Origin of the sequence: Lacrimispora algidixylanolytica (assembly GCF_003609635.1) — a bacterium.
In the GTDB taxonomy this organism is placed as follows: Bacteria; Bacillota; Clostridia; order Lachnospirales; family Lachnospiraceae; genus Lacrimispora; species Lacrimispora algidixylanolytica.
On sequence record NZ_MCIA01000008.1, the window covers coordinates 10963 to 36248 of the forward strand.

A 25286-nucleotide genomic window follows, 5' to 3' on the forward strand; every position below is an offset into this window, starting at 1 on the left:
AAGTTAATATTTTTTTACTTATGACGATAATATAAATAGAACCTTTGGTATATAAGCTCTTAGAAAGGAGTCGTTAAATGCGTATTTCACCGAACTATTATAGTACGCTATATAATACACCCATGACACGACAAAATCAGGATACATCCGTGGTCAATGCTTCGGAATCCTCAAAAAACAAATATGATGAAATTACAATCCGTTCTGCGTCGCCGGAAGAAATAGATTCAAAGTTTGCATCTACTTTGAAGAACCTCATGGTAAAAGAGATCAAGCAGCCAACTTCAGAGGAAAAACTGGATCTTTTAAAACAGAGAATTGAAGATGGTACTTATCAGGTAAATGCTAATAAGATAGCCGAGAAGATTCTTCTATACAAAGGAGCCCAACTAGAATGAATGAATTTATTACCGTAATCGAGGATTTGACTGAGTTATTCCAGGAACTAATACAGATTGAACAGACCAAACTGGAAGCCGTTAAAAAAAATCGCATTACTTATGTAGAAGATTGTATGAATAAAGAACAAGCAGCTATCTTAAAGTTAAGAGGCCTTGAGCGGAAACGCGAACTCTGTCAGGAGAAACTAGGATTTGAAGGTGATACCTTTCAGGTAATACTCTCAAAGATTTCCGGAGAAGAACATATTATGTTAAAAGGCATGTTTAATACCCTTTCTGACCATGTGCGGCTTTTCCAGGAAATTAACGATAGTGCCCGCACAATGATTGAGATTAATCTGCATAAAATTAATACAGCTATTAACAATTCCCAAGATGGAACCAAAAAAGATAAAAAACAATGGGGGGGACAATTATGACTCGATCAACCTTTGCTGGATTTACCACTGCCCGCCTGGCCATGGCTGCCAGCCAGAGATCACTTGACGTTACCGGTCAAAATATTGCTAACATTAATACGGTCGGATACACAAAGCAACAGGTTGATTTAGTCAGCCTGAACTTAAGAGGTGGAGATGTATACAGCAGTAATCCAAGCTCAAAAATTGGATATGGTGTAGAAACAACCAGTGTCTCACAGATCCGTGATCCATTCCTAGACGTACAATACAGAAACCAGGTTGCAAAAGTTGGTACTGCAGATGCTCGTCAGGAAGTTTTGGATCAGCTTGGTGATGTGTTTGATGAGACAGACAAGGACGCTTTAAAAACAGCCCTTAGTGAATTAAGTAGCTCTTTAGACAAGCTATCAGCCAATGCAAACAGCAGTGAATTTGACAGTATCGTACGCTCTCGTTGTCAAGTTTTAATGAATTATATTCATCAGAAAAATGCAGATTTAAAGAGCACACGCGATGAAACGATAAGTGGCTTGGAAAAAACAACCTTACCTAAAGTAAACAGCTTGTTATCTGACATTGGTGAATTAAATGATGCGATCTATAAAAGCCAGATGCTTGGTAATCCTGCACTTGAGATGATGGATCAGAGAAACACAAAGCTTGATGAACTGGCTGGCTATGTCCCTATTAGCGTATCGTATAAAGAGGTAAATATAGCAGACGGAGCAAAATATAATTATCCGGTTGTGAAATTAAATGGTACGAACGGAACTACATATAATCTAACAGCAGGAGATCATGGAGAAAATTTTGCTTCTTTATCTATTAAGGTTGAAGATGGAACTGTTAAGATTAACTTAATACCAGCATCTGATTTCCCCGCATATGCTGATGTTTCTGCATTAAAAACGGACATTACCGATAAATTGAGAGAAGGCACACTGAAAGGTACGCTGGATATGCTCAATAAATCGGGGGAATTAGATAATCCTTCCTCTGATTATAGGGGGATTGGTTACTATGAGAAATCATTTGATTCCTTTGTTCAGTCCTTTGCGAAGACGTTTAATAAATTGAATATAAATACGGTTCCTTATACAGGAATTACCAATGCACCTTCAAAAGGAGCTCCAACAGAAATGGTTGGAGACGGTGCTAAAAAGGTAGAATATTCCTATAATTTTGAAAATGCTAAAGGTAATTTTTTAAATCATGAAATAGTAAATATTAATGGTCAAAGCTACACTTTTGGAGATGGAAGTGGCGGTACGATTGCTCTTGGTAATACCATGGAGGATAGTCTAAAGAATCTAGCAAGTAAAATACCAAATACTACTTTTGATGTTAAAGGCATTTCTATGGCTGGAGCTTGGGAATATAAGGATAAAAAACTCACTTGGTCAAGCACCGCACCGTTGGCAACAGGTCAATCCATAGGTGAGAACAGTATTAGAGCAACCGCAAGCAAGGATATCGATAACTTAACTTATTCTGCGAATCCATTAAATATCAAAAACTATGATTTATTTAAAACTTCTGATGGGAGCAGTATCTTTACAGCAAGCAATATAAAAATATCAGACGACTGGATGAATAGCAGCATACATATTATCGCCTCTCATGATCCGAAAGCAGGAACAACTGCCAGTGATAATATTACTCTCATGATTAAGGCACTTACAGATAGCCGTGAATTCACATATGAATACAATTATACTGATTATGCTGGAAATCCCAAAAGTGGATCTACCTCCTTCTATAATGGTAGTTTTTCACAATGCTATTCTAATATGGAGAATATGCAGGGTATCGATAGTTCATCAAATACAGCTATATTAAATAATCATATTTCTGTATTAAGCGAAACATCTAACAATAAAGATGCAGTTTCAGGTGTTTCTCTTGATGAAGAAGGTATCAACTTAATGCAATTTCAAAGATCTTTTTCAGCGGCGGCTCGTCTAATGACTACCCTTGACCAGGCATTAGATACATTAATCAATAGTACTGGCATGGTTGGCCGATAGGAGGAACAGTAATGAGAATTACGACAAGTGCAATTTTAAGAAATTATAAAAACAATCTTTCTACCACAATTAATACATTAAATAGTTCAAGGACCAAGGTAATGACTCAGCGTAGCTTTAATTCTGTAGCTGAAAATCCAGGTGCTGCGGCGAGAGCTTCCCAGCTTCACCGTAAATATTACAAAAATCAGGATAATTTAAGTATGCTAAATGATGTTCAGTCCAGGCAGGATGGACAAGAAGATGCTATGAGGCAGATTAATGATATGCTAAAAACCGTTGGCAAGGATTACGGTATCCAAGCAATGAGTGGAACGAACCAAACATTTGAAACCAGACAGGGGTATTCTTCAGCCTTAAAGGAATTTCAAAAGTCAATGGTATTGAGTCTGAATTCAACTTATGAAGATACTTTTTTATTTGCAGGTTCTGATGGGAAAAATCCTCCTTTTGTTTTATCCGAAGACGGAACCCTGACTTATCGAAATATTAATGTTGATGCCGCTAAGGGGTCAGAAGATTACAAGGAACTAGATAGACTTTCCAACGAAAAACTCTATGTTGATTTAGGATTAGGACTATCACTTGATGAAAATAATAAGGTTGTTCCCTCTAGCGCATTCAATATGTCTCTTCCTGGCATTAATGCAGTTGGTTACGGGAAAGATGATGACGAAATGAGTAATAATGTAATAGTTCTGACTGGGCAGATGGCTGATCTATTGAGTGCAGAGACCTTTGATGCCCAGCAATATCAAAAATTGGCATCTAAGTTCGACAAAGTGAGCACCGGCATTCTAAACCAGGTCACCGAATTAGGAGTTAAATCAGAATTCCTCACAACGACGAAGGATCGTTTAGAGAATACAGATATTTCTCTTCAGGAACAGATGCAAAACGTTGAAGGAATCGATTTGGCTAAGGCTCTTACTGATTATTCATGGAATCAGTATGCATATAATGCAGCTTTAAAAGTTGGTACTTCTATCTTGTCAGCCTCGTTTATTGATTTCATGAAATAACTTTGATTGGGGGGTATTATTGTGGAACCTTTATTAAGAATAACGACTGTACCTATTAAATATGAACTTATGATTACGAAAGCCCGATTAGAATATTCAAATTCAAAGACCGAAATGGTGTCTTCAAGACAAAAAGGCGGCTTTGAAATGGAAAGCCGCCCAATTAAAGTGCGTATAGATACTTTTGACGCACGTAATTCCGTCTGTCCAACAACGATGGAAAGCGTACGCAGATCTGCCCAGGAGGGCAAATCTGCCGCTCAAGAAGCTACCGCAACCTATGCAGAGGAGGGCGCTATGTTATTAGACCCAAATATTTCAAATCCCCTTGATATTATCAACCAACAGCGTGCTCAAGTACCTACCGGAGATTTTGGCTTAACGTTTCTGCCTACAACTGGTCCGGAGATAGAATGGTCTAATCCTGATCTGACGATGCAGTACCAGATGGACAAACTAAATTTTGACTTTAGAGTTGCCAATGGTGATTTTGAGTTTATCCCTGGAGATGTGTCAATTTCAATTACACAAATGCCTGATGTACAAATAGAGTATATTGGCGGTCCCATGTATGTTCCACCTAGTGCAGCAGATTATTTTAATCACTCTCCCGTAGATGTACTTGCATAATTTAATTCCGGAGGTTTCTATGGAAATCAAAACACAGTATTTTGGTACCATTTCTAGTTCAGACAAAGAATTCATTCATTTTCCTGATGGACTATTTGGTTTCGCTGATTTAAAAAATTATATCCCATTGGCTTTTGAGAATAACAGTGATGCTCTTATCTCACTTCAATCTGTAGAAGATAGTTCCATCTCTTTTATTCTCATGAATCCATTCCAATTATATACCGAATATATGCCGATATTATCCGATGAGGATCGGAAGCTTTTAGATGCCTCCTACAACGATGACAACATCTCTTATTATGTAATTTGCATCATACATGATTCCATGGAAGATAGCACAGTGAACTTAAAATGCCCGATTGTAGTAAATACAGATACTAGGGAAGCTCGACAGATCATTCTGGATAATGTACTTTATAAATTTCGCCATCCAGTGAAAGATTTTATAAAAAAGGAGAAATAATATGCTTATTCTTCAAAGAAAAAAAGGTCAGGAACTTACAATTGGCGAAAATATCTGCGTTACTGTTTTAGATGTCGGAAATGACTGGGTAAAGCTTGCAATTGAGGCTCCTAGGGATGTATCTATATTAAGGTCAGAATTGATTGAAGCAGCTTCTGCTAATAAAGAAGCTGCATCTATCTCTCTGAGTCCAGGATCTATTTCTAAAATAAATGAATTATTACAAATAAAAAAAGACAGCGGAGATAACTGAAATCATTTCAGTATTTCCGCTGTTTCTTTATCATCATCTTTATCCTGTTCACTATCTCCTATGTCAGTTTCTTCCGCTTCAGATGTTTCTATGTTTTCATCTTCCTCTTGAGATGCCGCCAATTTGATTATGATATCTTTAATAATTGGTAGCTGGCTAAAACGTTGTTGCAAATTGCTAATTGGTTTTAATAGATACGTTTCCCATAATTTATGATAGCATATTCGTAGTCCATATCGTCCTAATCGAAACATCCAGAATAGGGGCAATAATGCACTGGCCTTTTCAAGCTCTGGATAGATCGTCTCCATATAACCTCTGTCAGGAAATGCCCATTCCAGTAATCTCTTGAATTCTTCTGCTCTTCGATTGCGTGCATAGCAGTCCGCTACCGTTTTTATTAAAGGTAGGTACTGAGAACTGATTTCTCTTCCTTCCTCCCCTTTAGACAGGATATACGATTCCATTGCATCATAGACCTCTGCAAACTCTGCACCAACTCCGGCCCCTGTACCAAACCAGCGTAGTACTAGGTATTCCATTTTTTCTGCGAAAGCTTCTATTTTTAATTTTTTTAATCGATCATATATATACTTCCATGAAAATTCTTCTGCATAACGTTTATAAAAAAACCAGAAATTAATCATTTGATTTAAGCTGATCTCACCTTTTGCATAGCTATCAGTCAGTCTACACATATAAAAGAGATACTGGTCGTTAGGCCCCATCTCTCTAACATGCTTAAACCCCTCTTTTCTAGGTATGGTGCCTAAGAGATTCTTATAAAACTTACGCATAGGCCTGCTCAAAAAAATATTATAATTATAAAAAAACACTTTGATACCAGGTATCCGATAATATAAAAAACCCTCATCTTCTAAAGGCTTCTCTACAAAATCTCTAATGCGTAGTTTATTCGCAATCAGTCCCGTGCCTTTTTTATCAGAGCCAATTTCTATATACTCCTGGCAACACATTTCTTCAATGGGGTAGCTTTTCACATTCTCAGCATAATCTACAAAAAAGCAGTTTATCTTCTCTTTTTCCATTAAAGATCTCAGCTGTTTTTCTGCCTTTCTTAATCGATCCGTTCGATAGACTGCCTCAAGATATTTCTCGAAGAAACGTCTTCGAATCGATTGAGGTATTATCTCATTTAAACCCAGAATTCCGTAATGAACAACATGAGCAACGTGATGAAAATCCGCAAGGCGAAACATCTTTTCCCAATCCAGCTGGCGCATTGGTTCAGGAGTTGTCTTCTGGTTCATAACGGAAGATAGAATCATTATTAAATACCGTTCTTCGTATCCTTTTCTCATTACACACTTCCATCCTTATATGCCGAAGGTACAAACGCTTACAGCAAATCATATATCAATGTAACTACAATATTATATTCATGATCACAAAACATTGTCGGATGAATTCCTCTGTATTTTTATATTAAATAGCTGAATGAAGCAAAAGAAGGTTACATCCTACACTTATATATCGGTTTTTATATAAATATCTTAACTTTAGATGCCAATTGTACGATAGATATTGTATACATAAATATAAATTTCTATAGAAAAGGTGAATTCAGTGAATGGATTTTATAATATCATATTTAAAACACTGTTCTTAGCTACTGTCCCTTTAACAACTACATTTACCGCTAACAATCAAAACGTAGAATCCAATAGGCTTATTTCTTTATCGCAGGTATCTGTAAGTGATAGTTATGCAGAGGCGGAAATCCCTCAGGAAGGAAGATATGATGTAATGCTAGACAGCGTAGCTGGACCTCTTACGTATTATAATCAAGGTGATTCCAGGTGGGGGAATTATCTCTGGGGTGGGAAAGATCCTTTATCCATCTATGGCTGCGGCCCAACTATTATGGCTATGGTGATTACCAGTCTGACTGGAAACCAGGTACTGCCTGCTGATGCTGCAAACTGGGCTGCCTCGAACAGATGCTGGGCCCCAGAAGACGGTTCTTATCATTGTCTGATCCAACATGCCTCCTCTGCTTTTGGAATTGAGGCCGTTCCAATCAGGGACTACTCTGTAAATGGAATTCAGCAGGCTCTTAATTCAAACCGCTTGGTCATTGCGCTAGTTGGCAAAGGACACTTCACACAACGAGGTCATTTCCTTATTATTACCCGTATGACTGAAGAAGGAAAAGTGCGGATTGCGGATCCAAACAGCTATGAGAACACATCTATTGACTGGGATCCTGAAATCATTTTAAAGGAGTTAAACAGACGAGCCTCAAATGGTGGCCCTTTGTGGGCAATCCAATTGCCCGATTCTTCACGGTAATGTTTGATAAAAAGAATCTTTTCCGGCTAATCGCATGCTAATATGGCGGTCCAGTTCAATGGTCCGCTGCACCAGCATTTGAATGCTGGTTCCTTTTTCTACTAGTTTCTTAATTATTGGATTCTCTGGTATGTTTTCCTTATTTCCCTTAATCCAATTCATGGCTTGAGTAGCTTCATCTGTTGTAATAAAAGACAAGAGTAGGTGAATATTTCTTTCACTCATCTCTGCTTGATCTATCTCTTCCTGCCTCATTCCTAATAATATTTGAACCAATGCCCGATCATTTCTAGACAGTGCATCACCAATATCTTTGGTAATACGTTCTATTTCATTAAAACACTGATATTTCTTCTGCATCTCTTTTAATATTTCCATCAACATTTCGTCTTCCATAATAACCTCCTAACACTTGAATTATTTATAAATGGCTGGAGAGGAAAACCTCTCCAGCCTTATTTTAACTACTTAATCCCTGGGCTTCTTTAAATGTATCCCGTAAATCAACAATTAAAGGACGTACTTCTATAATAACCTGGCGATTTCTTCCTGCTTTAATTCTACTAAATTCATAGAGGAAAAAATCATAAAGCCGTTTCAGTTCTATACTGATTTCATAATTAAAATTCAAAGTGTTTTTTAGATAAGTTATAATATCAATTGACCGCTGAATGGATTGTTCAAAAGATTCATAATCCTTTTTTTCTAAAGCGAGATCCGCTCTTGTCAAACGTTTTAACAGTTCGTCAAATAAAAGATTGAGCATCTCTCCTGGTGTCATCGTATTGACTGACTGTTCTTTGTATTGCTGATATCCATTCATATTCATTGTCTACACCGCCATTTCTAACTGCCGAATGAACTTAAGGTACTACTCTGGGAGTTCATTTGAGCAATAACATTTTCCAAATTCGTGAATTGCTTTACATACCGATCCGTTTCCGTCTTTAACTGAGATTGAAGTTTTTTAATGTAAACATCAATACTGTCAATTGACTTCTGTAAGCTATTTGCTGTAACACTGGTTGGTGCATAAACAGAACCGGCTTTTTCAATAAGAATACCTTTTACTGTTCCCGAAGTATTAGCAAACTTATTCGTTATAGAAGTAAGTTTAGCCATAAATCCATCCTTTTCACCTGTGGAAGTATCCGCTTTCTTTGTGAATAACTTCTTTATATCTTCTGCATTCGTCTCAAGAGCTGCACGGAATTTCGTCTCATCAAATACCAGCTTACCCTTTTCAGTATAATCACTGCTTGTAGTAATACCAAAAGAACTTAACATAGCCTTCTCGTCTGAACCAGCGTCAAATACAAACCGGAGGCTATCTGATAATGAACGAAGCTCAGTGTCATTAAATAGTACTCCTACTTTAGCTTTATCTTCCCACTTTTTAATCTGATCTTCAGACATACTCTCTTTTTGCTCATCAGTCAAAGGAGAATAGTCACGATTAGGCTTTTTGCTTGACTGATCGCTAACTAATTGAATAATTTCATTATAATCTTTGATCATGTCTGTAATTGTAGACACAATCTTGTCACCATTAGTTTTTGCAGTTAATGTTACTGGATCTGCTTTATCATCTATTACATTATTCGTATATCCGAATGTTCCACTAACAGTAACATTAAGTCCCTCAAGATTGAAGGAATTGCTGCCGCGTACCAGCTCCTGAGTTGCTCCGTTACCATACTTTACTGCGATTACAGCATCTTTGCCTACTTCTTCATCAAATCCTGTAATATTATCGCTAAAAAGTGCCACTGCATCCTCATTTAATTCAACTTTACCAGAAGCACCAGCTACAGTGGACTGGAACGTAAACTTATCAGAACTTGACAAATAACTGACTTTTACACCAGCATCGGAAGAATTAATCTTATCCATAATCTCTTTCATGGAGTTCTTATATGTTAATCCAGTTATAGAAACACCATTGATTATTAAATTTATTGAGTTATCTTCTGAATATCCCGATTTACTTTTAATCGCCTTCATACTTTCTAAGCCCGACTCTGCAACAGAAGACTCTAAATTCAAGCGATTAGATTCGCCTGCTTTGATACCTAATTCTCCATTTATTCCCAGAATTCCCTTATCTGCTGATGTAATAGAAAGAACAGAGGTCTTATCATCATTTACAGTTCCAGCAATCTTAGTTTTAAAAACCAGTTTATCACCATCTGCTTGGACATCAATTCTACCATCACCAAATTGCTTTGCTAATTTATCTTTCAGATCTTTTGCTAAATCAGTAATATTTGTTTTATCACCAAATTTTATGGATTTTGTAACACCATTATAGGTAAAGCTAATGTTTTTGCCTTCGGTTCTTTCCAGAAAAGTTTTAGAGGTAGTAAGTTCCTGTGTATACCCCTTGACCGTACTTGAGAATCCAGTACCACTAATTGTCCGATCAGTCTCGGAGACTTTACTAATATCATTAAAACCAAGCGCCTTTAGTGCAGAACCACTCCCACTCTCAAGTAAAACAGTATTGCCCGCAGTATTTTCTGATCTTATATCCAACTTTGAGACACCACCTGAATCGTATGTAGAAACTTTGATTACACTGGCGAGAGTCTTTCCATTACCAATAGAAACCTGTTCTAAAGATTTATTTATAGACTCCGCAGACTTTTCTGCAGTGGAATAATCGTATGGAGTTCCATCACTAGCTTTTCCAGTCTGCATCGTTACATTATAAGTTTTGCTTCCATACTTAAAGGTGAGATATTCACCTTCTAAATTGCTGACATCTTTCATACCGAAATCAACGGTTCCACTATTAAGCGTGGAGTCACTAACCACATTCTTGGATACTTTGTATGCATCTTGCGCCATCTCTTTTACTCCAACTATGGAAAGAGAATTCGAAATAGAGGAACTTCCTGTAACGCTCACGTATTTGCTGTTAGCACCGTTTGTCGTAATGCTGCTGCTCGCCCATAAGCTTGCACTGGCAAGGTTGGTTGCTGGGGTAGTATAGGACATATACTTCTTTGAGAATTCTACCAGCTTAGAACTAACTGACTGATACGCTTCCTGCTTCCAAAGCGTGGTTTGTCTACTTTTGTTTTGCTTCGCAATTTTAGCTCTCGTAGAAGCTGTCATTCCTTCAATGAGAGAGTCTCTGTCCAGTCCACTGACAAGTCCGCCATATCCACGTACCGTCGATGCAGAGTTGATTTTGTTAGTAGTTGATACTGATGCCATAGATAAACTCCTTTCTTATATCCATATCCAATTTTCGCCAAAAATCGGTTTTTTTCTTGTTTTTGCTATACTTATTTATCGACATATTGTATACTAAAGATAATAGTATTATCTTAAATTACGATTGGAGGAATAGAACTTGTCAACGGTAATTACCATTACAAATCAAAAGGGCGGCGTAGGTAAAACAACGACTTCCTGCTCTCTTGCCTGCGGTTTGGCCATGAAGAAAAAAAGAGTCTTAGCAGTTGATTTAGATCCACAGGGTAACCTGGGTTTTAGCCTTGGTCTTGAAATTGAATCCTGCGCTACCATATATGAAGTTTTTAAAGGAACTGCTACCCTGCAGGAGGCCATTCGCCCAGCTAAATATTGTGATGTTATTTCGTCCAACATTCTTTTAAGCGGAGCCGAGCGAGAATTTACCGGAAAGCAGCGAGAAAGCATGTTGAAGGATATCTTATCTACCGTAGCAGGTTACTATGATTATATCATTATCGATACTCCTCCTGCTCTTAATATTCTTACTGTAAATGCATATGCTGCAGCTGATTATCTGGTAATCCCTATGGTTCCGGAGATTCTTAGTCTGCTTGGTGTATCTCAAATTAAAGATACCATTAATACGGTACGTACCTCTGTTAATCCGAATCTTTATGTTCTTGGGATACTGCTTAATAAATACAATTCCAGGACTCTACTTTCTAGGGAAGTAAAAGAGATGGCAGAAAACATTGCTGCTCAAATCGGCACAATTGTATTTGGCACTCAAATCCGCTCCAGTGTTAGTGTGGCTGAGGCCCCTGCTCAAGGCGAAAGCCTTCTAGACTATGCTCCTCGCTCTAATCCAGCATTGGATTACAAAGCTTTAGTAGATGAAGTTCTAGAACTGATCAACCAGCGTAAAAATTAATATATACATGATAGGGGTATGAGACCATGGCCAGAAAAAGCAGTAAGACAGCTCATGTTATGAATCTCTTGGCAGGTGATGAGCCGGAAACTTCCAAATCAGAAGCCGCAAAGGAGAACCAGGCCGCAAGCCTAAATACAGATTCCTCCGAAACCATAAAAGAGCTTACCGTATTAGCCCACAAAGCTTCCATTCAGACACAAGAGGGACCATTAACGCCCTCTCCCATATCCATTATTGATATGTCTTCATCCGCTCCTGATCCTGTCTCTGAAATGATTAGGCAGCAATTAGAGGATGAGGAAGGTATAGTGGAAGCGGTCAAGGAAAAGGTGGAGCTTGATGATGCCTCTGAATTAGTTTCTGAGAATGGTTTTTCTGATAAGACGATGACTGAAGAAGCAATAAATGATGAAACAGTAAACGATAAAGCAATAGATGATGAAACTTTTGCTGGTGAAACACTAAATGATAAAGCAATGGATGATGAAACTTTTGTCGGTGAAGTGTTAAACGATAAAGCGATGGACGATGAAACTTTTGTTGGTGAAGCATTAGGCGATAAAGCAACAAATGATGAAACATTAGCTGAGGAAGCTATATCTAAAGAAGAAATAATCCAGCCAGAAGTTGAAAACGACTTGAATTTGGTAGATAATTCAGAAACCAAGAACAATTCAGATGGTTTGAATCACTCAGAGGATAATTTTAGCACTTTAGAATCTCCCTCTGAAGAAAAGGAGGAATCTCCTGTTGTTTTAACCGCTACTGAGGTGAACGTTATCGAGACAGATTTTAAAGATCCTAAGACAAATCCAGCACCAGAAGCAAAAACTTCGGACGTAAAGGAAGAAACTTTATCTCCTGAGCTTGAAAAACCAACATTTAAATATTTAAACGTGATGGAACACGTAGTTCAAAATAAAGTACATGAATATGCCGCTAAATTAGATGCTTGTTGCTGCGGACATTGCATCGCTGACATTACGGCACTGACCTTGACTAATCTTCCGCCAAAGTATGTTGTGGTGGAACCACCATCTGCTTCTCCGTTATTAAATTTTTATGTCAACCGATTTTCTCAGCAGGTATTTGTAGAATTAACAAAAGCCTGCTTTACGGTAAAACAAAACCCACACCATTAGGCGTGGGTTTTTCTTTCTTCTGTTAGGTCTGGCTCCTGCTCTGCACTAATGGTAAGGCTGTTCCATATACCGTTCACGGTTTCGACGCAATCCATATAGGCCTGCGCAAGAAATCCGGAAGGAAGGCCTAATTCATCAGACATTAACTTTACGTTCTTCCACTCTGCATTTTCATAGCTAAGAATGAGTTTATATAAAGTTCCACAGATTCCTTCTTTGTCAATCAATGCAACTTTGATTTCTTCGGCAACTGGTATTTCTGACAGAATTTCAACTAATGGTGCATTAATTAAATATTGAAGGGTTGAGAACATTCCCATCATATATGCCTCTGACCGGATAATTGGGAAATCCTGTACATGATCAGAGAGAGCCATAGCAAAATTTGCTCTTAAAAACGAGAGTTTCATAACAGCCTCTAAGGCTTCATCATGGTGAGAATCATTATTAAAACTCAAAAGATAGACCCACTGCTTTAATTGACTGATTCCCATAGTGACTAGCGCCTGTCGAATGGAAGATACTCTCCGACGCAATGCAAAATGTGCGGAATTTACAATTTTAAGCAGTGCATAACTAAGTGCTGCATCCCTACTTATAATCTGTTCAATCTGCTCGATATCAGGCTCATCCTTTGATACTTCGACAACTAGTTGAAAGAAGTTTCCTTGCAAAAACTCCATACGGTTTACTTTCTTAGCCAAAGCCTCCGCAACATAACTTCCTTCTACAAAATCCGCATTGATCTCCAGAGCCAGAGCATAATCCTCTTTATCTTTAACGCCAGTTGCAATGCACTTTTTGTCTAGACCTTTCATGGTATTAACTAAATTAACCAGCGAAATTTTCTCTTTGGGATCACGTTTATTTCCGATATCAATTTTTATGTAAGTAGCAAAATCCAACATGGAGAAATAACTAGGAGAAAACTGAAAATCATTGATGGCAAATTCATATCCTTCTGCCCTATATTTACGAATAATCGTAGGCGCCAGAGGGTGAATCATGACATGATCTTCAATCTGTATCACCATCTTCTCTTTAGCAAAAATCTTCGGTGTATTACGAAACAGTAAAGCCGGTGTAAAAGTAACAAATGTAAGTTTATCATCTGCAAGACTATCAGAGTTCTGCATGAGAAAATCCGAAATAGTGTCCGCTACTGCAACATCGGAATTGCTGTAAATGGAATTATAGTCCTTCTGAAATAAAACTTCATATCCGACAATCCTGTCCTCCTTCAAAGCCTTAATGGGCTGTCGGGTGACATATCTATCCATTCTTTACCCCCTTCTGGATCAGATGATCAATTACCTCAACCAGATGTGCTATCTCAGGTTTGCTCAGCTGTTCATCAGCTCCTAATTGCTTTCCTTTTATCATTAATTCCTGATTAATCATAGATGAAAAAATAACCAGTGGGATCTCTTTCAATTTAGGGTCCGACTTAACCAGCTTTGTTAAGCGGTGTCCATCCATTACTGGCATCTCAATATCTGTGATAATCAGATTAACTTTTTCCTTCAAATCAGAATCATCCTTAATTCTTTCCAGATAATCCCAAGCTTCCTGTCCGTTGTTCTTGAACATCAAGTTTTCATAACCAGCTCTTTTAAGGGCTGCTTCAATCATCTTTGTTAAAAGAATGGAATCCTCTGCGATTAAAATAGGATAATTAACTTCTGTTCTCTTACCAAGCTTATTAATCTCGTCTAATTGAATTCCTGTCTCAGGTGCAATTTCAGCTACAATTTTCTCAAAGTCCAGTATAGTGACCAGATTGTCTCCACACTGAGCGATACCAGTTGCTACACCCTCTTCACCCCTGCTGATGGTGTCGTCTGGCTTCTGAATGCTCTCCCATGAAATACGACTGATACCAACTACGCTATGTACACGGAATGCAATGTGAATTTTGTTGAAGTTGGTAACAATAAATAAATCCTTAGGCTGCTTCTCAGAAACACTTCCTGTCAGATAGTGGGGAAGATCAATGACCGTAAGTAAGAGATCCCTTGGTTTAAAAATACCTTCTACTGAAGGATGGGAATGCGGAATCGGTTTTACCTTCTCCGACATCATAATCTCACGTACTTTGGCAACATTGATTCCATACAATTCACCATATATGGTAAATTCCATTATTTCAATTTCATTCGTCCCTGATTCTAACAAAATTTCTGTTTCTGCCATACTCATTCTCCTTTATCCCAATATAATCCAGCAAAAACACCTGCTTACCTGTTTATCGACATTTTTCTGCTGGTTCATAATGATTACAAAACAATTTCCGCTCTCCCGTAGGTGCGGATTTTCACCGCCCCAGTAGTGATATCAACTGACATTGTGCGGGCATAATTCTCTCCAACATCCTCCGCAGCAAGCCGTACACCTGAATTTTTTAATATCTGTTTTACACTGACTATATTCCTGGCACCAATATTACCCAGAGTACTGTTTCCCTGCAGCTCAAACATCTTGGCTCCTCCAGCTATCTTGGCAACCAGACGTGGTTTTCTCGCTCCCATAATTTCTATCTTTCGAAAGGTTTCTGTAAGAGCGGTATCCGCATACTTAAAAGCATTACCATCACCAGTTCCGTACACTTCTGGGAGCATGATGTGTACCAGCGCTCCTAGTTTAATCATGGGATCGTATAAGCTGATTCCAATACAGGAACCAAGTGCATATGTGATAAGAGTTCCCTCTTGCCTGGCGAACTTCATATCTGCGATCCCTACAGTAATTTGTTTATCCATTCGTAATCCCCAGTTTCTCCATCAAAAAATTCAGTGATTCAATATCTGGCATCATGAGAAGGTCGCTGTGAAGTACTTTTCCGCCAATAACAAACTGGCCGCTAATCATCATCATTTTATCAGTTTGATAACCAAACTCTACCATCGGTACACTTAAAATTCCTCCCAGCATGTTAACAGCGATGTCTGGAACGGACAAATTTATTGTTACCTCACTTAATGTGGACATTGCATTTACATAAGATGAGATTATTATATTTCCAATTTCCTCAAGAGCGGATGTTTCCAGCACGTTTAACTGATAGTAGTCTTCAATTTCTTTATGCATAACGCTGCTAAGCACTTCATTGATAAAATCCAGCTTCAAAATAAATAGCATCAGTCCATTTATTTCACCTGTCATTTTTACCAGAACTGCAGCTACGATCTCTTCTGGATCACCGAGGAATTGAATGGCTTCATTATAACCAAGGATCTGGACATCCGGAACCGTCATACGTACCGATTTTCCAAGCATAGAAGATAATGCAGTTGCTGAATTTCCGGTGCCTATACTGCCGATCTCACGAATTAAATCAAGGCCTAATCCATTCATTTCATCATAACGTCTAATTTTCATTTCATCGCCCTCTTTCCTTAACGCCTACGATCTTTACCGTAGCGAATTAATTGTGGTTTCTACTTCATCTGAAGTCTGTACCATCTTAAGTGCATAGGAATAGGCTCTTTGCGCCTCCATTAATCTTGTCATCTCAGTGGCAAGATCCGTGCCGGAATTCTCCAGAGCGCCTTTTACAACTTTTGCTTTTTCAAGAAGAATGGGCTCACCATTTTTTGCTGAAGCCACGTAACCGTTCCCGCCTACATCTTGAAGTCCATCCATTCTGTTAAATGTATATACTCCAATTGCTTTTGGGTCATGCTCTCCCTCATTCAATTCTTCTTTATCTTCTACCTCTTCGTCTTCCTTGTTTTCAGGATAGGAAGCTGGCTTCACATCATAGGATACTTCTACCTTATCCATATTCATAACTCGTTTTCCTTCTGTGTTAACAAGATAGAATTTATCTTCTGTTTTAGCAAGCTGAAAACGTCCATCTCTGGTATAGGTAACCTCTCCTGTTACAGGATCTTTTAACATAAAAAACCCTTCCCCAGGAATGGCATAATCATGTTCAAGTCCCGTTTCATTATATGGCATCGCACCCATATTGGTTTTTACACTATCAACGATTGTACCGCTTCCTGACTTAGCTGCATTTTCTCCCTTAGTATTTCTAACATTTTCATATACTAAATCAGAAAATACACCGTTTTGAGATTTATAACCCACGGTGTTGACATTTGCAATATTGTTGGACACAATGTTCATCTTAGTCTGCTGATTTAATGCGCCCAACGCTCCTATGTAAAAAGATTGATTCATTCAATAACCCTCCCTTAAACTCTGCCTATATCACTTACGATTTTTCCCATAAGCTGATCATACATTTTAAGTACCTGAGCCGCACTTTGAGATGCTCTTTGGCTAGTCATCATAGCTGTCATCTCTTCCATTGGATCAATGTTAGACCGCTCAATGGATTTCCACTGGATTCCGCCATTCACTACAGTGCCATCTTCTGTCGCTTTAAAGGTCCCATTATTTCCTTTTACAAGCTGAGTATAATCATTAAAATTAAAAACGCCTATTTTTCCAAGTAGTACTGGCTCTTCTTCTTCGGATTCTGTTCCTTCCTCATCGCCTCCTACTCCCTTTAATGGCAGTTCATATATATTACCAGATTTGTCAACTGTGATTCGATCCGTGGTCATCTCAATGGGATTACCATCTTCTCCAAGGACTCTCCCTTGAGAGGATAAACTTAAATATCCCTCCTGATCAACACCAAAAGAGCCGTTCCTCGTATAAAGACGGTTTCCGTCCTTATCTTGAACAGCAAAAAAGCCAGGTTGTGTCAGTGCAAAATCCAAATTGTTTCCGGTCTCTTCCACATTTCCCTGATTATAGCTGGTTTTTGTAACGCCTACAGAACGAATCATGGATACTGAACCAATCTGTGTCGGATTACTTTTATTACGATTTCCATTGCGATAGAGCATTTCATCTTTAAATGTAGTGCTGACTAGACGATCAGACTTATATCCTGGGGTACTCACGTTTGTCATGTTATTACTGATTGTATTCAAGTTCCGGTTCTGATATAGCATGCCAGACGCCAGATTATAAAACCCGTGAAACATATTTTATCCCCTTCCTTATTTCCCATTTATAAAATTGGTCAAATTAAGCCTTAGCTTTTGTATGGCGTTTGAATGAATCTGGGAGATTCTGGGCTCACTAACACTCATAACCTGAGCAATCTCCTTCATATTTAATTCGTCCATATAATACAAAGAAATAACCTTTTGCTCATTTTCTTTTAAATTATTTATAGCAGTGACAAGAACCTGCTTAAATTCTTCCTGGAGATAATGATCTTCTGGTTGATCATTTTCATTAATAGAGGGAAGCTGAACAACCTTTTTATTCTCACTTCCGGCCTCCAAAACCATATCCAAAGAAAGCACACTGTAAATATTTGTCTTACCTAAAGCTTCCTGATATTTATCCAGGCTAATATTCATGTGATCTGCAGTTTCCTTGGGTGTTGGAAATCGCCCTAGACGGTTACATAATTCCATAGATGCACTGTCTAAATCTTTGGCGTTCTTTCTTACACTTCTTGGTATCCAGTCCTGTTTTCTTGCCATATCAATAATCATACCGCGTATCCGTTTTGAAATATATGTCTCAAACTTAACATTCATATCTGGATCAAACTTTTCCAACCCACTCATGATTGTAAGGACCCCTTCGTTCACGATGTCTTCCACCTGAGCAAAGCTTAGGTATACGTCACGCATTTGAATGGATATACTCTTGACCATATACATATAACGCAGTACCAGCTCATGCTTGATCTTAATATCCTTATTCCGCTTATATTTAACTAGTAACTCTTCATTGGTAAATTGACTAAAATCCTGTTCCATTCCGACTAACACTGCCTTTCTGACATAAGATTCTGTCAAACGGTAATATTTCCGACTGCCTGAATCTGAATATTATTTGCAATCTCATTAAACGAAAGGACATATACATTGGGATAGAACTGCTCGATCAAGCGATAAAAATACAGCCTGACAACCTGGCTTGTTAATACTACCGGCTTCTGATTTAAATCACTGAACTTTTTAATGTGTTCCCCCATTTGTCCGATTACCGATTGCATCACATCGGGGCTGAGGGCAAGATATACTCCTTGTTCGCCCTTTGCCATACTGCTGATAATATTTTTCTCCAGATCTGCATCCAGGGTTAGAACCTTCATCTGTCCTCCGTCACAGAACATTCTTGTAATAGTTCTCTTTAAGGCGATTCTAATATTTTCAGTTATGACATCAATATCCCTGGTAACAGGAATCGAATCTACGATTGTATCCAGAATTGTCTCCATATCCTTAATCGGTACGCCCTCTTTTAAGAGATTATTAAGGATCTTTTGAAGATTTCCATATGTAAATTGGCTGGGGATCAATTCATCCACCAGTTCTGCAGAATGCTTTTTCACATTCTCAAGTAACTGCATTACCTCCTGCCTTCCAAGCATTTCATAAGCATGCTGCTTGATGGTTTCAGACAGATGAGTGAGCATAACAGAAAGTGGATCAATAACCGTATATCCGTAAATCTCTGCCATCTCTTTATTCTCAGGTCGAATCCACTTACTAGGGATTCCGTACGCTGGCTCTACAGTTTCAATTCCATCTACCTCTCCAGAAAGCGTCGGAGGCTCCAGGGCCAGATAATAATCCACCAAGATCTCTCCCTTAGTAACTTCCTCACCTCTGATTTTAATCACATACTGATTGGTATTTAAGCTGGAACTATCTCTAAGCCTGACCGATGGTATTACAAATCCCATATCCTGGGCATATTGCCTTCGGAAAATGACGATACGGTTAATCATCTTTCCACCACTGCTCTCATCAATCAGTGGAATGAGACTGTAACCAAATTCCATCTCTATCGGTTCAACATTTATTAAAGAATATACATTATTTACATCTCGATAATAAGATTCCTCATCAGAAGGTGCCTGAGATGCCTCTTCCACAGCATGTGCTGCTTCTAACATCTCTTCCCTAACTGCTGACTGTTTTACTTTTCTCTCCAGATGGAAACCGGAAGCAACAAGTACCACCGCCATAACTGCCAACTGAATTTTAGGCATACCTGGAACTAACATAAGCACTACCATAACAGCTCCAGTCAGCATAATCGCTTTGGGCTGAGCTAGGAATTGTGCAGATACATCTTCGTTTAAGCTGCCTTCTGATACCGCTCTGGTTACAATCATACCGGTCGCTGTAGCAATTAAAAGAGAAGGAATTTGACTGACCAGTCCATCACCGACTGTAGCGATGCTGTATACCGTCATAACCTCGGAAAATGGCATAGTAGCCTGAACCATACCTATTACTGCACCACCAATGAAGTTAACCGCTGCGATGATAAGGGACATAATGGCGTCTCCCTTAACAAACTTGGTAGCACCATCCATGGCTCCGTAAAAATCGGCTTCCTTTTGTATCTTATATCGTCTCGTCTTTGCTTCCTGCTCATTAATTAAACCAGAACTTAAATCTGCATCAATGGCCATCTGCTTACCAGGCATAGCATCCAAGGTAAATCTGGCTGCTACTTCTGATACTCGCTCTGTACCTTTGGTAATAACAAGAAAGTTCATCAAGACAATAATAATGAATATGATAAAACCAACTACAATATTTCCCTGTAAAACGAAATCACCAAACGCTTTGATTACCTGGCCTGAGGCTCCCTGGTGCGACAAAATATTACGTGTGGAAGACACGTTTAAACCCAGCCGTAAAAGGGTGGTAATCAAGAGCAGAGATGGGAATATGGAAAATTCCAATGGCTCTCTAATGTTCATGCTTATCAGCAAGATAATCATGGACAGGGTTATATTTATGATAATCATTACATCCATAAAGAAGGGAGGCAATGGAATGATCAACAGAAGTACAATTATAATGACAAATACCACTACGGAATTCTTCAGTAAGTTCTTCATTCTTTTACACCATTTCTTTCAAGTATCTCTGCTGCTTTTTCTATTCGATGATTTTGTTATTCATACGGTATACATAAACCAGAATCTCTGCAACCATACCATAATACTCCGGAGGAATCTCCGCCCCAACCTGTGTGCTGGCAAAAATACCTCTTGCCAAAGGTTTGTTTTCTAATACGTATACTCCGTTCTCTTCACCGACTGCCACGATTCTAAGAGCTAGCTCGTCTTGCCCTTTTGCGACCAGCATAGGAGCACTGTCCTTTTCCAAATCATAGCGCAGGGCTACTGCAAAGTGGGTGGGGTTACGGATAATTACGTCTGCAGTGGGTACTGCCTGCATCATACGGGACCTGGCTCTTTCTCGTTGTAAGTTCCGAATTCGTCCCTTAATTTCAGGATTTCCCTCTGTCTGTTTAAATTCTTCTTTTAAATCTTGTTTTGACATCTTAATCTGGCGCTCATAATCCCACCATTGATAAAAATAGTCAAATGCTGCAATTGCTAAAAATACAATGGTAACTTTAAAAACCATACTCATTACGGAATTAAGTACAAAAACTGCTGAATCCAGGAAATCCATATCAATGGTTCTAGCAACTCCACGTAATTCGCCCATAATAATCTGATACAAAATAATAATTAAAATTGTAATTTTAATTATATTCTTTAGTAACTCGATCAAGCTTTTTAATGAGAACATGTTCTTGATGCCTTTTAAAGGATTTAGTCTGTTAAACTGAGGCACCATATTCTTCTTTGTAAATATAAATTTAGTCTGCAATCCTGTGCCAAAAATAGCTAGCAACATGGAAACAACAACAATGGGTACTGCTCCTTTTAATACGGCTGTAGCCATATCTAGGTATGCCCTTTTCGCATGATCAGACAATGTTTCTGCCATAGGTGCCAGACTAATGTATTTAATCATGAAATCCCGCATCGTACGGTACATGAGAGGAAACAGCATCTTTAACATCAAAAACGTTCCAAGTAGAGAACATATCATTACTACATCTTTACTGACTGCAACATGTCCCTTTTTCCGTTCGTCCCGCCGCTTTTTCGGGGTGGCTTTTTCGGTCTTTGAACTATCTGCCATGTTTCGTTTCTCACATCCTTTGCTCTTATAAAAGCTTTATTATATGCTGTACGGTTAAAAGCATCTGACTTATAATATCACTCAAATACTCTGACATAGGGGAAAACAAGAAGATAAGCATCAATAAGCCAACAATGAGCTTTGCCTGTATATTGACAACAAATATGTTTATCTGCGGTATGATTTTCATTAAGATTCCAACCGCGATTTCTACTAAAAATTCAATTGCGACAATTGGAAATGCAAACCTAACAGCCATAACCATACATTGAACAAATACCTCTGTCATCGCCCAAGCTACTTGCGGACCAAAAACCACCTGCCCATATGGGACAAATTCAGCCGATGTAATCAAAAGCTTAAAAAGTGCCAGATGACCATCAACTGCGAAAAACAGCAACATGAAATAAGTATGATATAGACTACCGCTTAATGCAATTTGCGCATTGCTTTGAGGATCAAAAATTGTAGCCATTGATAACCCCATCTGATAGTCTATCACGGAACCTGCAAACGTGATGACCAAAAAAAACAAATCAATCACAAACCCAACTGCATATCCCATAGCAAATTCTTTCATGAGAATAACTGCATACTCAATAGAATTGACCGGTTCCGGTACTTGTGTAGAAGAAAAGGAGTAAATAAGAAGCGTGAACACCATCACCATTCCAGCCTTCACCTGCACCGGTATATTCTTTCTTCCTAAAATAGGGTTCAGCAGAATAAATCCTGACATTCTCATAAGAATCAGGGAAAACAGCGTAATCTGTTCTATCTGCGGCATTGAATTCTTCCTTTCTTTGCTTTTCCCTATCCCAGCATGGTATTAAAAATTTTTATCGTAAAATCACTAAGCATGTCCATCATATTGCTTCCCATAATCAGTAGCATCAACCCTATGACAAGTAGCTTTGGCACAAAAGTTATGGTCTGCTCATGGATCTGGGTTGCCGCCTGTAAGATGGAGATTATAATACCAATTATCATACTTACAACTAATACGGGACCAGCAAGCTTTACCGCTGCCCCAAACATCTCATACATCAAACTGCTAAGTGCAACTTCTGTCATAATAATACCTCCTGTCAGTAATGAAAGCTTTTAACCAGGTTTGTAAACAACAGCTCCCATCCATTAATCGTCACAAATAATAGAAGTTTGAAAGGAAGTGAGATCATTGCCGGAGGTAGCATTACCATACCCATGGACATAAGCGTACTGGATACAATAATATCCACTAGCATAAACGGCAGGAAAATCATAAATCCTGCAGTAAACGATCTCTTTAGCTCAGAGGTCATAAACGAAGGAATGACTACCGTCATTGGAAGGTCTTCTAACTTCTCTGGCTTATCTATCTTAGCGAGATCACTAAAGACATTTAGAGTTTCTGTTTCCGTCTGTTTTAGCATAAAACGTTTCATCGGAACCTCTGCCCGTTTCAAAGCCTCATCTTGTTTTATCTCTTCCTTTATATAAGGCTGATAAGCATTTGTGTTGATATCTTTTATGACTGGATCCATGATAAACAAAGTTAAAAACAATGCAATTCCTACCAAAACCATATTAGGTGGTGTTTGCTGGATTCCAAGAGCATTCCTTGTAAAAGACAAGATAATGACAATCCTTGTAAAGGATGTCATCATCACTAAAATAGAAGGCATCAACGAGATGATGGTTAGAATGAGAAAAATTTCAAGGGTTGGCATTCTTCCCCCATTGATATTAACCAAGGCATCTGTATTCATTCTGTTCCTCCCTACTCATCTTTCCTGTGTCTATCTGTATATTTCTTAAGAATTTTTTTAAAATCCAGATACCCCTCAGCGCCCGGAAACGGTGAGGATTCGTACCCTTCTGCATCAATATCATCTTCTGGTATTTCAGCAAGAAGGGTAATCTGAGAAGCCGCGATGCCGATAAAATAATAATGACTGCCTAATCGAACAATAGCAACCGCCTTATCTTGACCCAGCGGAAGTCTGTCTAGCATCTGCATATGTGTACCCCCACGTTTTAACCCGATGCCCTTACCAAGACTTTTTGTAAATACATAGCTTAGGTACAAAATTAAAATCGTGATAATTAATACTGATACCAGACTTATAACACTGTTCAACGACTGTCACTCCCTCTCTACTGGATATTTCCTTTTACAATCTCTGTAATTCGGATACCAAAATTATCATCTATAACTACGACATCACCTTTTGCGATACAGCGACCGTTTACATATAAATCTACCTGATCACCTGCTAATTTATCAAGAACGACCAGGGAGCCTTTCGTAAACTCAAGTATATCCTTCACAAGTTTTCTGGTTCTTCCAATTTCTACGGAAACCTCCAGAGGAACTCCCATGATTAACTCTCTGTTTTCTTCCTGCTCTTCGTAATTACCAACGCTATCTTTTAAATTCTTCTGAGGAATTGGTTTCACATTGATTGTTTTAGGATCTTGAATCTCCTTTGTTACATCCTGCGCTCCACCCTGTAGTTGTGAAATCATCTGCTGCATCTGGTTCATCATCTGCTGCTGCATCTGTAACTGGTTCATCAGATTCTGCATGTTTGTTTGATCTGCTCCTGACATCTGCCCTCCTGCTGTAGGTACTGCTGTTAAAGGCTGTTCCACTTTAGGGGGCTCAGTATTTTGAGTGCCAGCCAGAAGTTTTTCAATTTCTGCCTGAGATAAAACTCCGCCTGACGATTCCTGAACCGGCTGCGGTTTTTCCACTGGCTGTGGCTCTACCTTTGGTTCTGGAGTTGTACCGCCTGACAAAAGCTTTTCAATATCCGCCTGAGAGAGAACGCCTCCTCCGGATCCTGCCGCTGGTTTTTCCGGCTCTTTTACTGGTTCCGGCTGTGATTCCTGACTATCTGGAGTGAAAAATCCACCCACCAATTCCTTCGCAAGGCTTGGAGGCATCACATTTATAAATTCACTTTCCATCTGATCTGCGATCTTTAATGTAAAGCCGACGACGACCATGACCTCATTTTTGTCGTAATATTTCTTCTTAAAATCATTAAGGTCCCCAATTTCAAATGAACTGGGAGTCGAAATATTAACTGCTTTTGATAAAAACTCAGAGAGTGCTGTTGCTGATGCTCCCATCATCTGATTCATGACTTCGCAGATCGCGCTGATGTTCAGCTCATTTAATTCAAAATCTTCCTCTGGGGTTGTCATTCCCATCATCATATCAACAATAATCTTTACGTCATGCTTTTTCAATAGCATGATATTACTTCCGCTTAATCCTGCAGTATATGTAATCTCTACGCCTACGGCAGGCTCTAGGTTTGAAATCTCAAATTCATCCCTTGCTAATACCCTGACCACTGGTGTCGTAATGTCAACTCTGGCATTGAGCATGGTAGATACTGCAGTGGCTGAGGCACCCAGGCTTATGTTTAGTATTTCGCCTATGGCATCAATCTCAAATGCGCTAAAATTCTTCGAATCCATACAACTTTTCTCCCTTT

At 38.7% G+C, this 25286-nt stretch carries 28 protein-coding genes; 10 read left to right on the plus strand and 18 right to left on the minus strand.

Features of this window, described 5'->3' with window-relative positions; translation table 11 throughout:
* The first annotated feature begins 77 nt into the window (after positions 1-77).
* From BET01_RS06525 to BET01_RS06555, 7 genes are read left to right on the plus strand one after another with little or no spacing between them, the layout of a single operon-like run.
* Complete coding sequence (locus BET01_RS06525) at positions 78-398, plus strand: flagellar biosynthesis anti-sigma factor FlgM (RefSeq protein WP_120196006.1); 321 nt, start codon at positions 78-80, stop codon at positions 396-398.
* A complete protein-coding gene (gene flgN, locus BET01_RS06530; protein ID WP_120196007.1) occupies positions 395-820 on the plus strand; it encodes a flagellar export chaperone FlgN in 426 nt (141 codons plus the stop codon). Before BET01_RS06525 ends, flgN begins: the two co-directional genes overlap by 4 nt.
* Positions 817-2829 carry a flagellar hook-associated protein FlgK gene (locus tag BET01_RS06535; protein ID WP_158585001.1) on the plus strand — a complete coding sequence of 671 codons (2013 nt, stop codon included), beginning with the start codon at positions 817-819 and terminating at the stop codon, positions 2827-2829. The genes flgN and BET01_RS06535 overlap by 4 nt, the downstream gene beginning before the upstream one ends.
* Before the next feature lie 11 nt (positions 2830-2840).
* Entirely contained in the window at positions 2841-3851 is a 1011-nt protein-coding gene (locus BET01_RS06540; RefSeq protein WP_120196009.1) for a hypothetical protein, read from the plus strand.
* A 21-nt stretch (positions 3852-3872) separates the two neighbouring features.
* Entirely contained in the window at positions 3873-4481 is a 609-nt protein-coding gene (locus BET01_RS06545; protein ID WP_120196010.1) for a DUF6470 family protein, read from the plus strand.
* 19 nt (positions 4482-4500) lie between these two features.
* The gene (gene fliW, locus BET01_RS06550) at positions 4501-4947 is read left to right on the plus strand and encodes a flagellar assembly protein FliW (protein WP_120196011.1); all 447 of its coding nucleotides are present in this window, start codon (positions 4501-4503) and stop codon (positions 4945-4947) included.
* A 1-nt stretch (position 4948) separates the two neighbouring features.
* Positions 4949-5200, plus strand: coding sequence for a carbon storage regulator (locus BET01_RS06555; RefSeq protein ID WP_120196012.1), 252 nt, complete (start codon positions 4949-4951; stop codon positions 5198-5200).
* A 2-nt stretch (positions 5201-5202) separates the two neighbouring features.
* Here BET01_RS06555 and BET01_RS06560 read toward each other — a convergent pair whose 3' ends face one another.
* Entirely contained in the window at positions 5203-6522 is a 1320-nt protein-coding gene (locus BET01_RS06560; RefSeq protein WP_120196013.1) for a nucleotidyltransferase family protein, read from the minus strand.
* A gap of 265 nt (positions 6523-6787) precedes the next feature.
* Between BET01_RS06560 and BET01_RS06565 the strand changes: the two genes are divergently transcribed.
* Positions 6788-7513, plus strand: a complete 726-nt coding sequence (locus BET01_RS06565) for a C39 family peptidase (RefSeq protein ID WP_120196014.1) — start codon at positions 6788-6790, stop codon at positions 7511-7513.
* Here BET01_RS06565 and BET01_RS06570 read toward each other — a convergent pair.
* From BET01_RS06570 to fliD, 3 genes are all read right to left on the minus strand, one after another.
* Positions 7505-7909, minus strand: coding sequence for a hypothetical protein (locus BET01_RS06570; protein ID WP_120196015.1), 405 nt, complete (start codon positions 7907-7909; stop codon positions 7505-7507). The two genes, BET01_RS06565 and BET01_RS06570, sit on opposite strands and share 9 nt — an antisense overlap.
* 64 nt (positions 7910-7973) lie before the next feature.
* Positions 7974-8342, minus strand: coding sequence for a flagellar export chaperone FliS (fliS, locus tag BET01_RS06575; protein ID WP_120196016.1), 369 nt, complete (start codon positions 8340-8342; stop codon positions 7974-7976).
* 17 nt (positions 8343-8359) lie between these two features.
* A complete protein-coding gene (gene fliD, locus BET01_RS06580; RefSeq protein ID WP_120196017.1) occupies positions 8360-10735 on the minus strand; it encodes a flagellar filament capping protein FliD in 2376 nt (791 codons plus the stop codon).
* Between the two features lie 139 nt (positions 10736-10874).
* Here fliD and BET01_RS06585 point away from each other — a divergent pair, with 139 nt between their 5' ends.
* Complete coding sequence (locus BET01_RS06585) at positions 10875-11648, plus strand: ParA family protein (protein ID WP_120196018.1); 774 nt, start codon at positions 10875-10877, stop codon at positions 11646-11648.
* Positions 11649-11674: 26 nt separating this feature from the next.
* Entirely contained in the window at positions 11675-12793 is a 1119-nt protein-coding gene (locus BET01_RS06590; protein WP_120196019.1) for a late competence development ComFB family protein, read from the plus strand.
* Here the strand turns inward: BET01_RS06590 and BET01_RS06595 are convergent.
* The 14 genes from BET01_RS06595 to fliN all read right to left on the minus strand — a co-directional run bounded on the left by BET01_RS06595 (position 12790) and on the right by fliN (position 25269).
* Positions 12790-14073 carry an EAL and HDOD domain-containing protein gene (locus tag BET01_RS06595; RefSeq protein ID WP_120196020.1) on the minus strand — a complete coding sequence of 428 codons (1284 nt, stop codon included), beginning with the start codon at positions 14071-14073 and terminating at the stop codon, positions 12790-12792. The two genes, BET01_RS06590 and BET01_RS06595, sit on opposite strands and share 4 nt — an antisense overlap.
* Entirely contained in the window at positions 14066-14986 is a 921-nt protein-coding gene (locus tag BET01_RS06600) for a chemotaxis protein (RefSeq protein ID WP_120196021.1), read from the minus strand. Before BET01_RS06600 ends, BET01_RS06595 begins: the two co-directional genes overlap by 8 nt.
* Before the next feature lie 83 nt (positions 14987-15069).
* A complete protein-coding gene (locus BET01_RS06605; protein WP_120196022.1) occupies positions 15070-15552 on the minus strand; it encodes a chemotaxis protein CheD in 483 nt (160 codons plus the stop codon).
* On the minus strand, positions 15545-16171 hold the full coding sequence (locus BET01_RS06610) for a chemotaxis protein CheC (protein WP_120196023.1): 627 nt from the start codon (positions 16169-16171) through the stop codon (positions 15545-15547). Before BET01_RS06610 ends, BET01_RS06605 begins: the two co-directional genes overlap by 8 nt.
* A gap of 33 nt (positions 16172-16204) precedes the next feature.
* A complete protein-coding gene (locus BET01_RS06615; RefSeq protein ID WP_120196024.1) occupies positions 16205-16978 on the minus strand; it encodes a flagellar hook-basal body protein in 774 nt (257 codons plus the stop codon).
* 14 nt (positions 16979-16992) lie between these two features.
* Positions 16993-17796 carry a flagellar hook-basal body protein gene (locus BET01_RS06620; protein WP_120196025.1) on the minus strand — a complete coding sequence of 268 codons (804 nt, stop codon included), beginning with the start codon at positions 17794-17796 and terminating at the stop codon, positions 16993-16995.
* A 15-nt stretch (positions 17797-17811) separates the two neighbouring features.
* On the minus strand, positions 17812-18627 hold the full coding sequence (locus BET01_RS06625; RefSeq protein ID WP_243117142.1) for a sigma-70 family RNA polymerase sigma factor: 816 nt from the start codon (positions 18625-18627) through the stop codon (positions 17812-17814).
* Positions 18624-20693, minus strand: a complete 2070-nt coding sequence (gene flhA / locus BET01_RS06630; protein WP_120196026.1) for a flagellar biosynthesis protein FlhA — start codon at positions 20691-20693, stop codon at positions 18624-18626. The genes BET01_RS06625 and flhA overlap by 4 nt, the downstream gene beginning before the upstream one ends.
* A 40-nt stretch (positions 20694-20733) precedes the next feature.
* The gene (flhB, locus tag BET01_RS06635) at positions 20734-21795 is read right to left on the minus strand and encodes a flagellar biosynthesis protein FlhB (RefSeq protein ID WP_120196027.1); all 1062 of its coding nucleotides are present in this window, start codon (positions 21793-21795) and stop codon (positions 20734-20736) included.
* Between the two features lie 25 nt (positions 21796-21820).
* Complete coding sequence (gene fliR / locus BET01_RS06640) at positions 21821-22582, minus strand: flagellar biosynthetic protein FliR (protein WP_120196028.1); 762 nt, start codon at positions 22580-22582, stop codon at positions 21821-21823.
* Between the two features lie 26 nt (positions 22583-22608).
* Complete coding sequence (locus BET01_RS06645; RefSeq protein WP_120196029.1) at positions 22609-22869, minus strand: flagellar biosynthetic protein FliQ; 261 nt, start codon at positions 22867-22869, stop codon at positions 22609-22611.
* Between the two features lie 14 nt (positions 22870-22883).
* Complete coding sequence (gene fliP / locus BET01_RS06650; protein WP_120196030.1) at positions 22884-23546, minus strand: flagellar type III secretion system pore protein FliP; 663 nt, start codon at positions 23544-23546, stop codon at positions 22884-22886.
* Positions 23547-23557: 11 nt separating this feature from the next.
* Positions 23558-23917 (minus strand): flagellar biosynthetic protein FliO, encoded by a 360-nt coding sequence (locus BET01_RS06655; protein ID WP_147422798.1) that lies wholly within the window; start codon positions 23915-23917, stop codon positions 23558-23560.
* 17 nt (positions 23918-23934) lie between these two features.
* Complete coding sequence (fliN, locus tag BET01_RS06660) at positions 23935-25269, minus strand: flagellar motor switch protein FliN (RefSeq protein ID WP_120196032.1); 1335 nt, start codon at positions 25267-25269, stop codon at positions 23935-23937.
* Between the last annotated feature and the right edge of the window lie 17 nt (positions 25270-25286).

Bases quoted from the DNA above. Each gene is read 5' to 3' on its own strand.
- BET01_RS06525 (WP_120196006.1), top strand. From the start codon at position 78: ATGCGTATTTCACCGAACTATTATAGTACGCTATATAATACACCCATG.
- flgN (WP_120196007.1), top strand. From the start codon at position 395: ATGAATGAATTTATTACCGTAATCGAGGATTTGACTGAGTTATTCCAG.
- BET01_RS06535 (WP_158585001.1), top strand. From the start codon at position 817: ATGACTCGATCAACCTTTGCTGGATTTACCACTGCCCGCCTGGCCATG.
- BET01_RS06540 (WP_120196009.1), top strand. From the start codon at position 2,841: ATGAGAATTACGACAAGTGCAATTTTAAGAAATTATAAAAACAATCTT.
- fliW (WP_120196011.1), top strand. From the start codon at position 4,501: ATGGAAATCAAAACACAGTATTTTGGTACCATTTCTAGTTCAGACAAA.
- BET01_RS06555 (WP_120196012.1), top strand. From the start codon at position 4,949: ATGCTTATTCTTCAAAGAAAAAAAGGTCAGGAACTTACAATTGGCGAA.
- BET01_RS06560 (WP_120196013.1), bottom strand. From the start codon at position 6,522: ATGAGAAAAGGATACGAAGAACGGTATTTAATAATGATTCTATCTTCC.
- BET01_RS06570 (WP_120196015.1), bottom strand. From the start codon at position 7,909: ATGGAAGACGAAATGTTGATGGAAATATTAAAAGAGATGCAGAAGAAA.
- fliS (WP_120196016.1), bottom strand. From the start codon at position 8,342: ATGAATATGAATGGATATCAGCAATACAAAGAACAGTCAGTCAATACG.
- fliD (WP_120196017.1), bottom strand. From the start codon at position 10,735: ATGGCATCAGTATCAACTACTAACAAAATCAACTCTGCATCGACGGTA.
- BET01_RS06590 (WP_120196019.1), top strand. From the start codon at position 11,675: ATGGCCAGAAAAAGCAGTAAGACAGCTCATGTTATGAATCTCTTGGCA.
- BET01_RS06595 (WP_120196020.1), bottom strand. From the start codon at position 14,073: ATGGATAGATATGTCACCCGACAGCCCATTAAGGCTTTGAAGGAGGAC.
- BET01_RS06600 (WP_120196021.1), bottom strand. From the start codon at position 14,986: ATGGCAGAAACAGAAATTTTGTTAGAATCAGGGACGAATGAAATTGAA.
- BET01_RS06605 (WP_120196022.1), bottom strand. From the start codon at position 15,552: ATGGATAAACAAATTACTGTAGGGATCGCAGATATGAAGTTCGCCAGG.
- BET01_RS06610 (WP_120196023.1), bottom strand. From the start codon at position 16,171: ATGAAAATTAGACGTTATGATGAAATGAATGGATTAGGCCTTGATTTA.
- BET01_RS06615 (WP_120196024.1), bottom strand. From the start codon at position 16,978: ATGAATCAATCTTTTTACATAGGAGCGTTGGGCGCATTAAATCAGCAG.
- BET01_RS06620 (WP_120196025.1), bottom strand. From the start codon at position 17,796: ATGTTTCACGGGTTTTATAATCTGGCGTCTGGCATGCTATATCAGAAC.
- flhA (WP_120196026.1), bottom strand. From the start codon at position 20,693: ATGAAGAACTTACTGAAGAATTCCGTAGTGGTATTTGTCATTATAATT.
- flhB (WP_120196027.1), bottom strand. From the start codon at position 21,795: ATGGCAGATAGTTCAAAGACCGAAAAAGCCACCCCGAAAAAGCGGCGG.
- fliR (WP_120196028.1), bottom strand. From the start codon at position 22,582: ATGCCGCAGATAGAACAGATTACGCTGTTTTCCCTGATTCTTATGAGA.
- BET01_RS06645 (WP_120196029.1), bottom strand. From the start codon at position 22,869: ATGACAGAAGTTGCACTTAGCAGTTTGATGTATGAGATGTTTGGGGCA.
- fliP (WP_120196030.1), bottom strand. From the start codon at position 23,546: ATGAATACAGATGCCTTGGTTAATATCAATGGGGGAAGAATGCCAACC.
- fliN (WP_120196032.1), bottom strand. From the start codon at position 25,269: ATGGATTCGAAGAATTTTAGCGCATTTGAGATTGATGCCATAGGCGAA.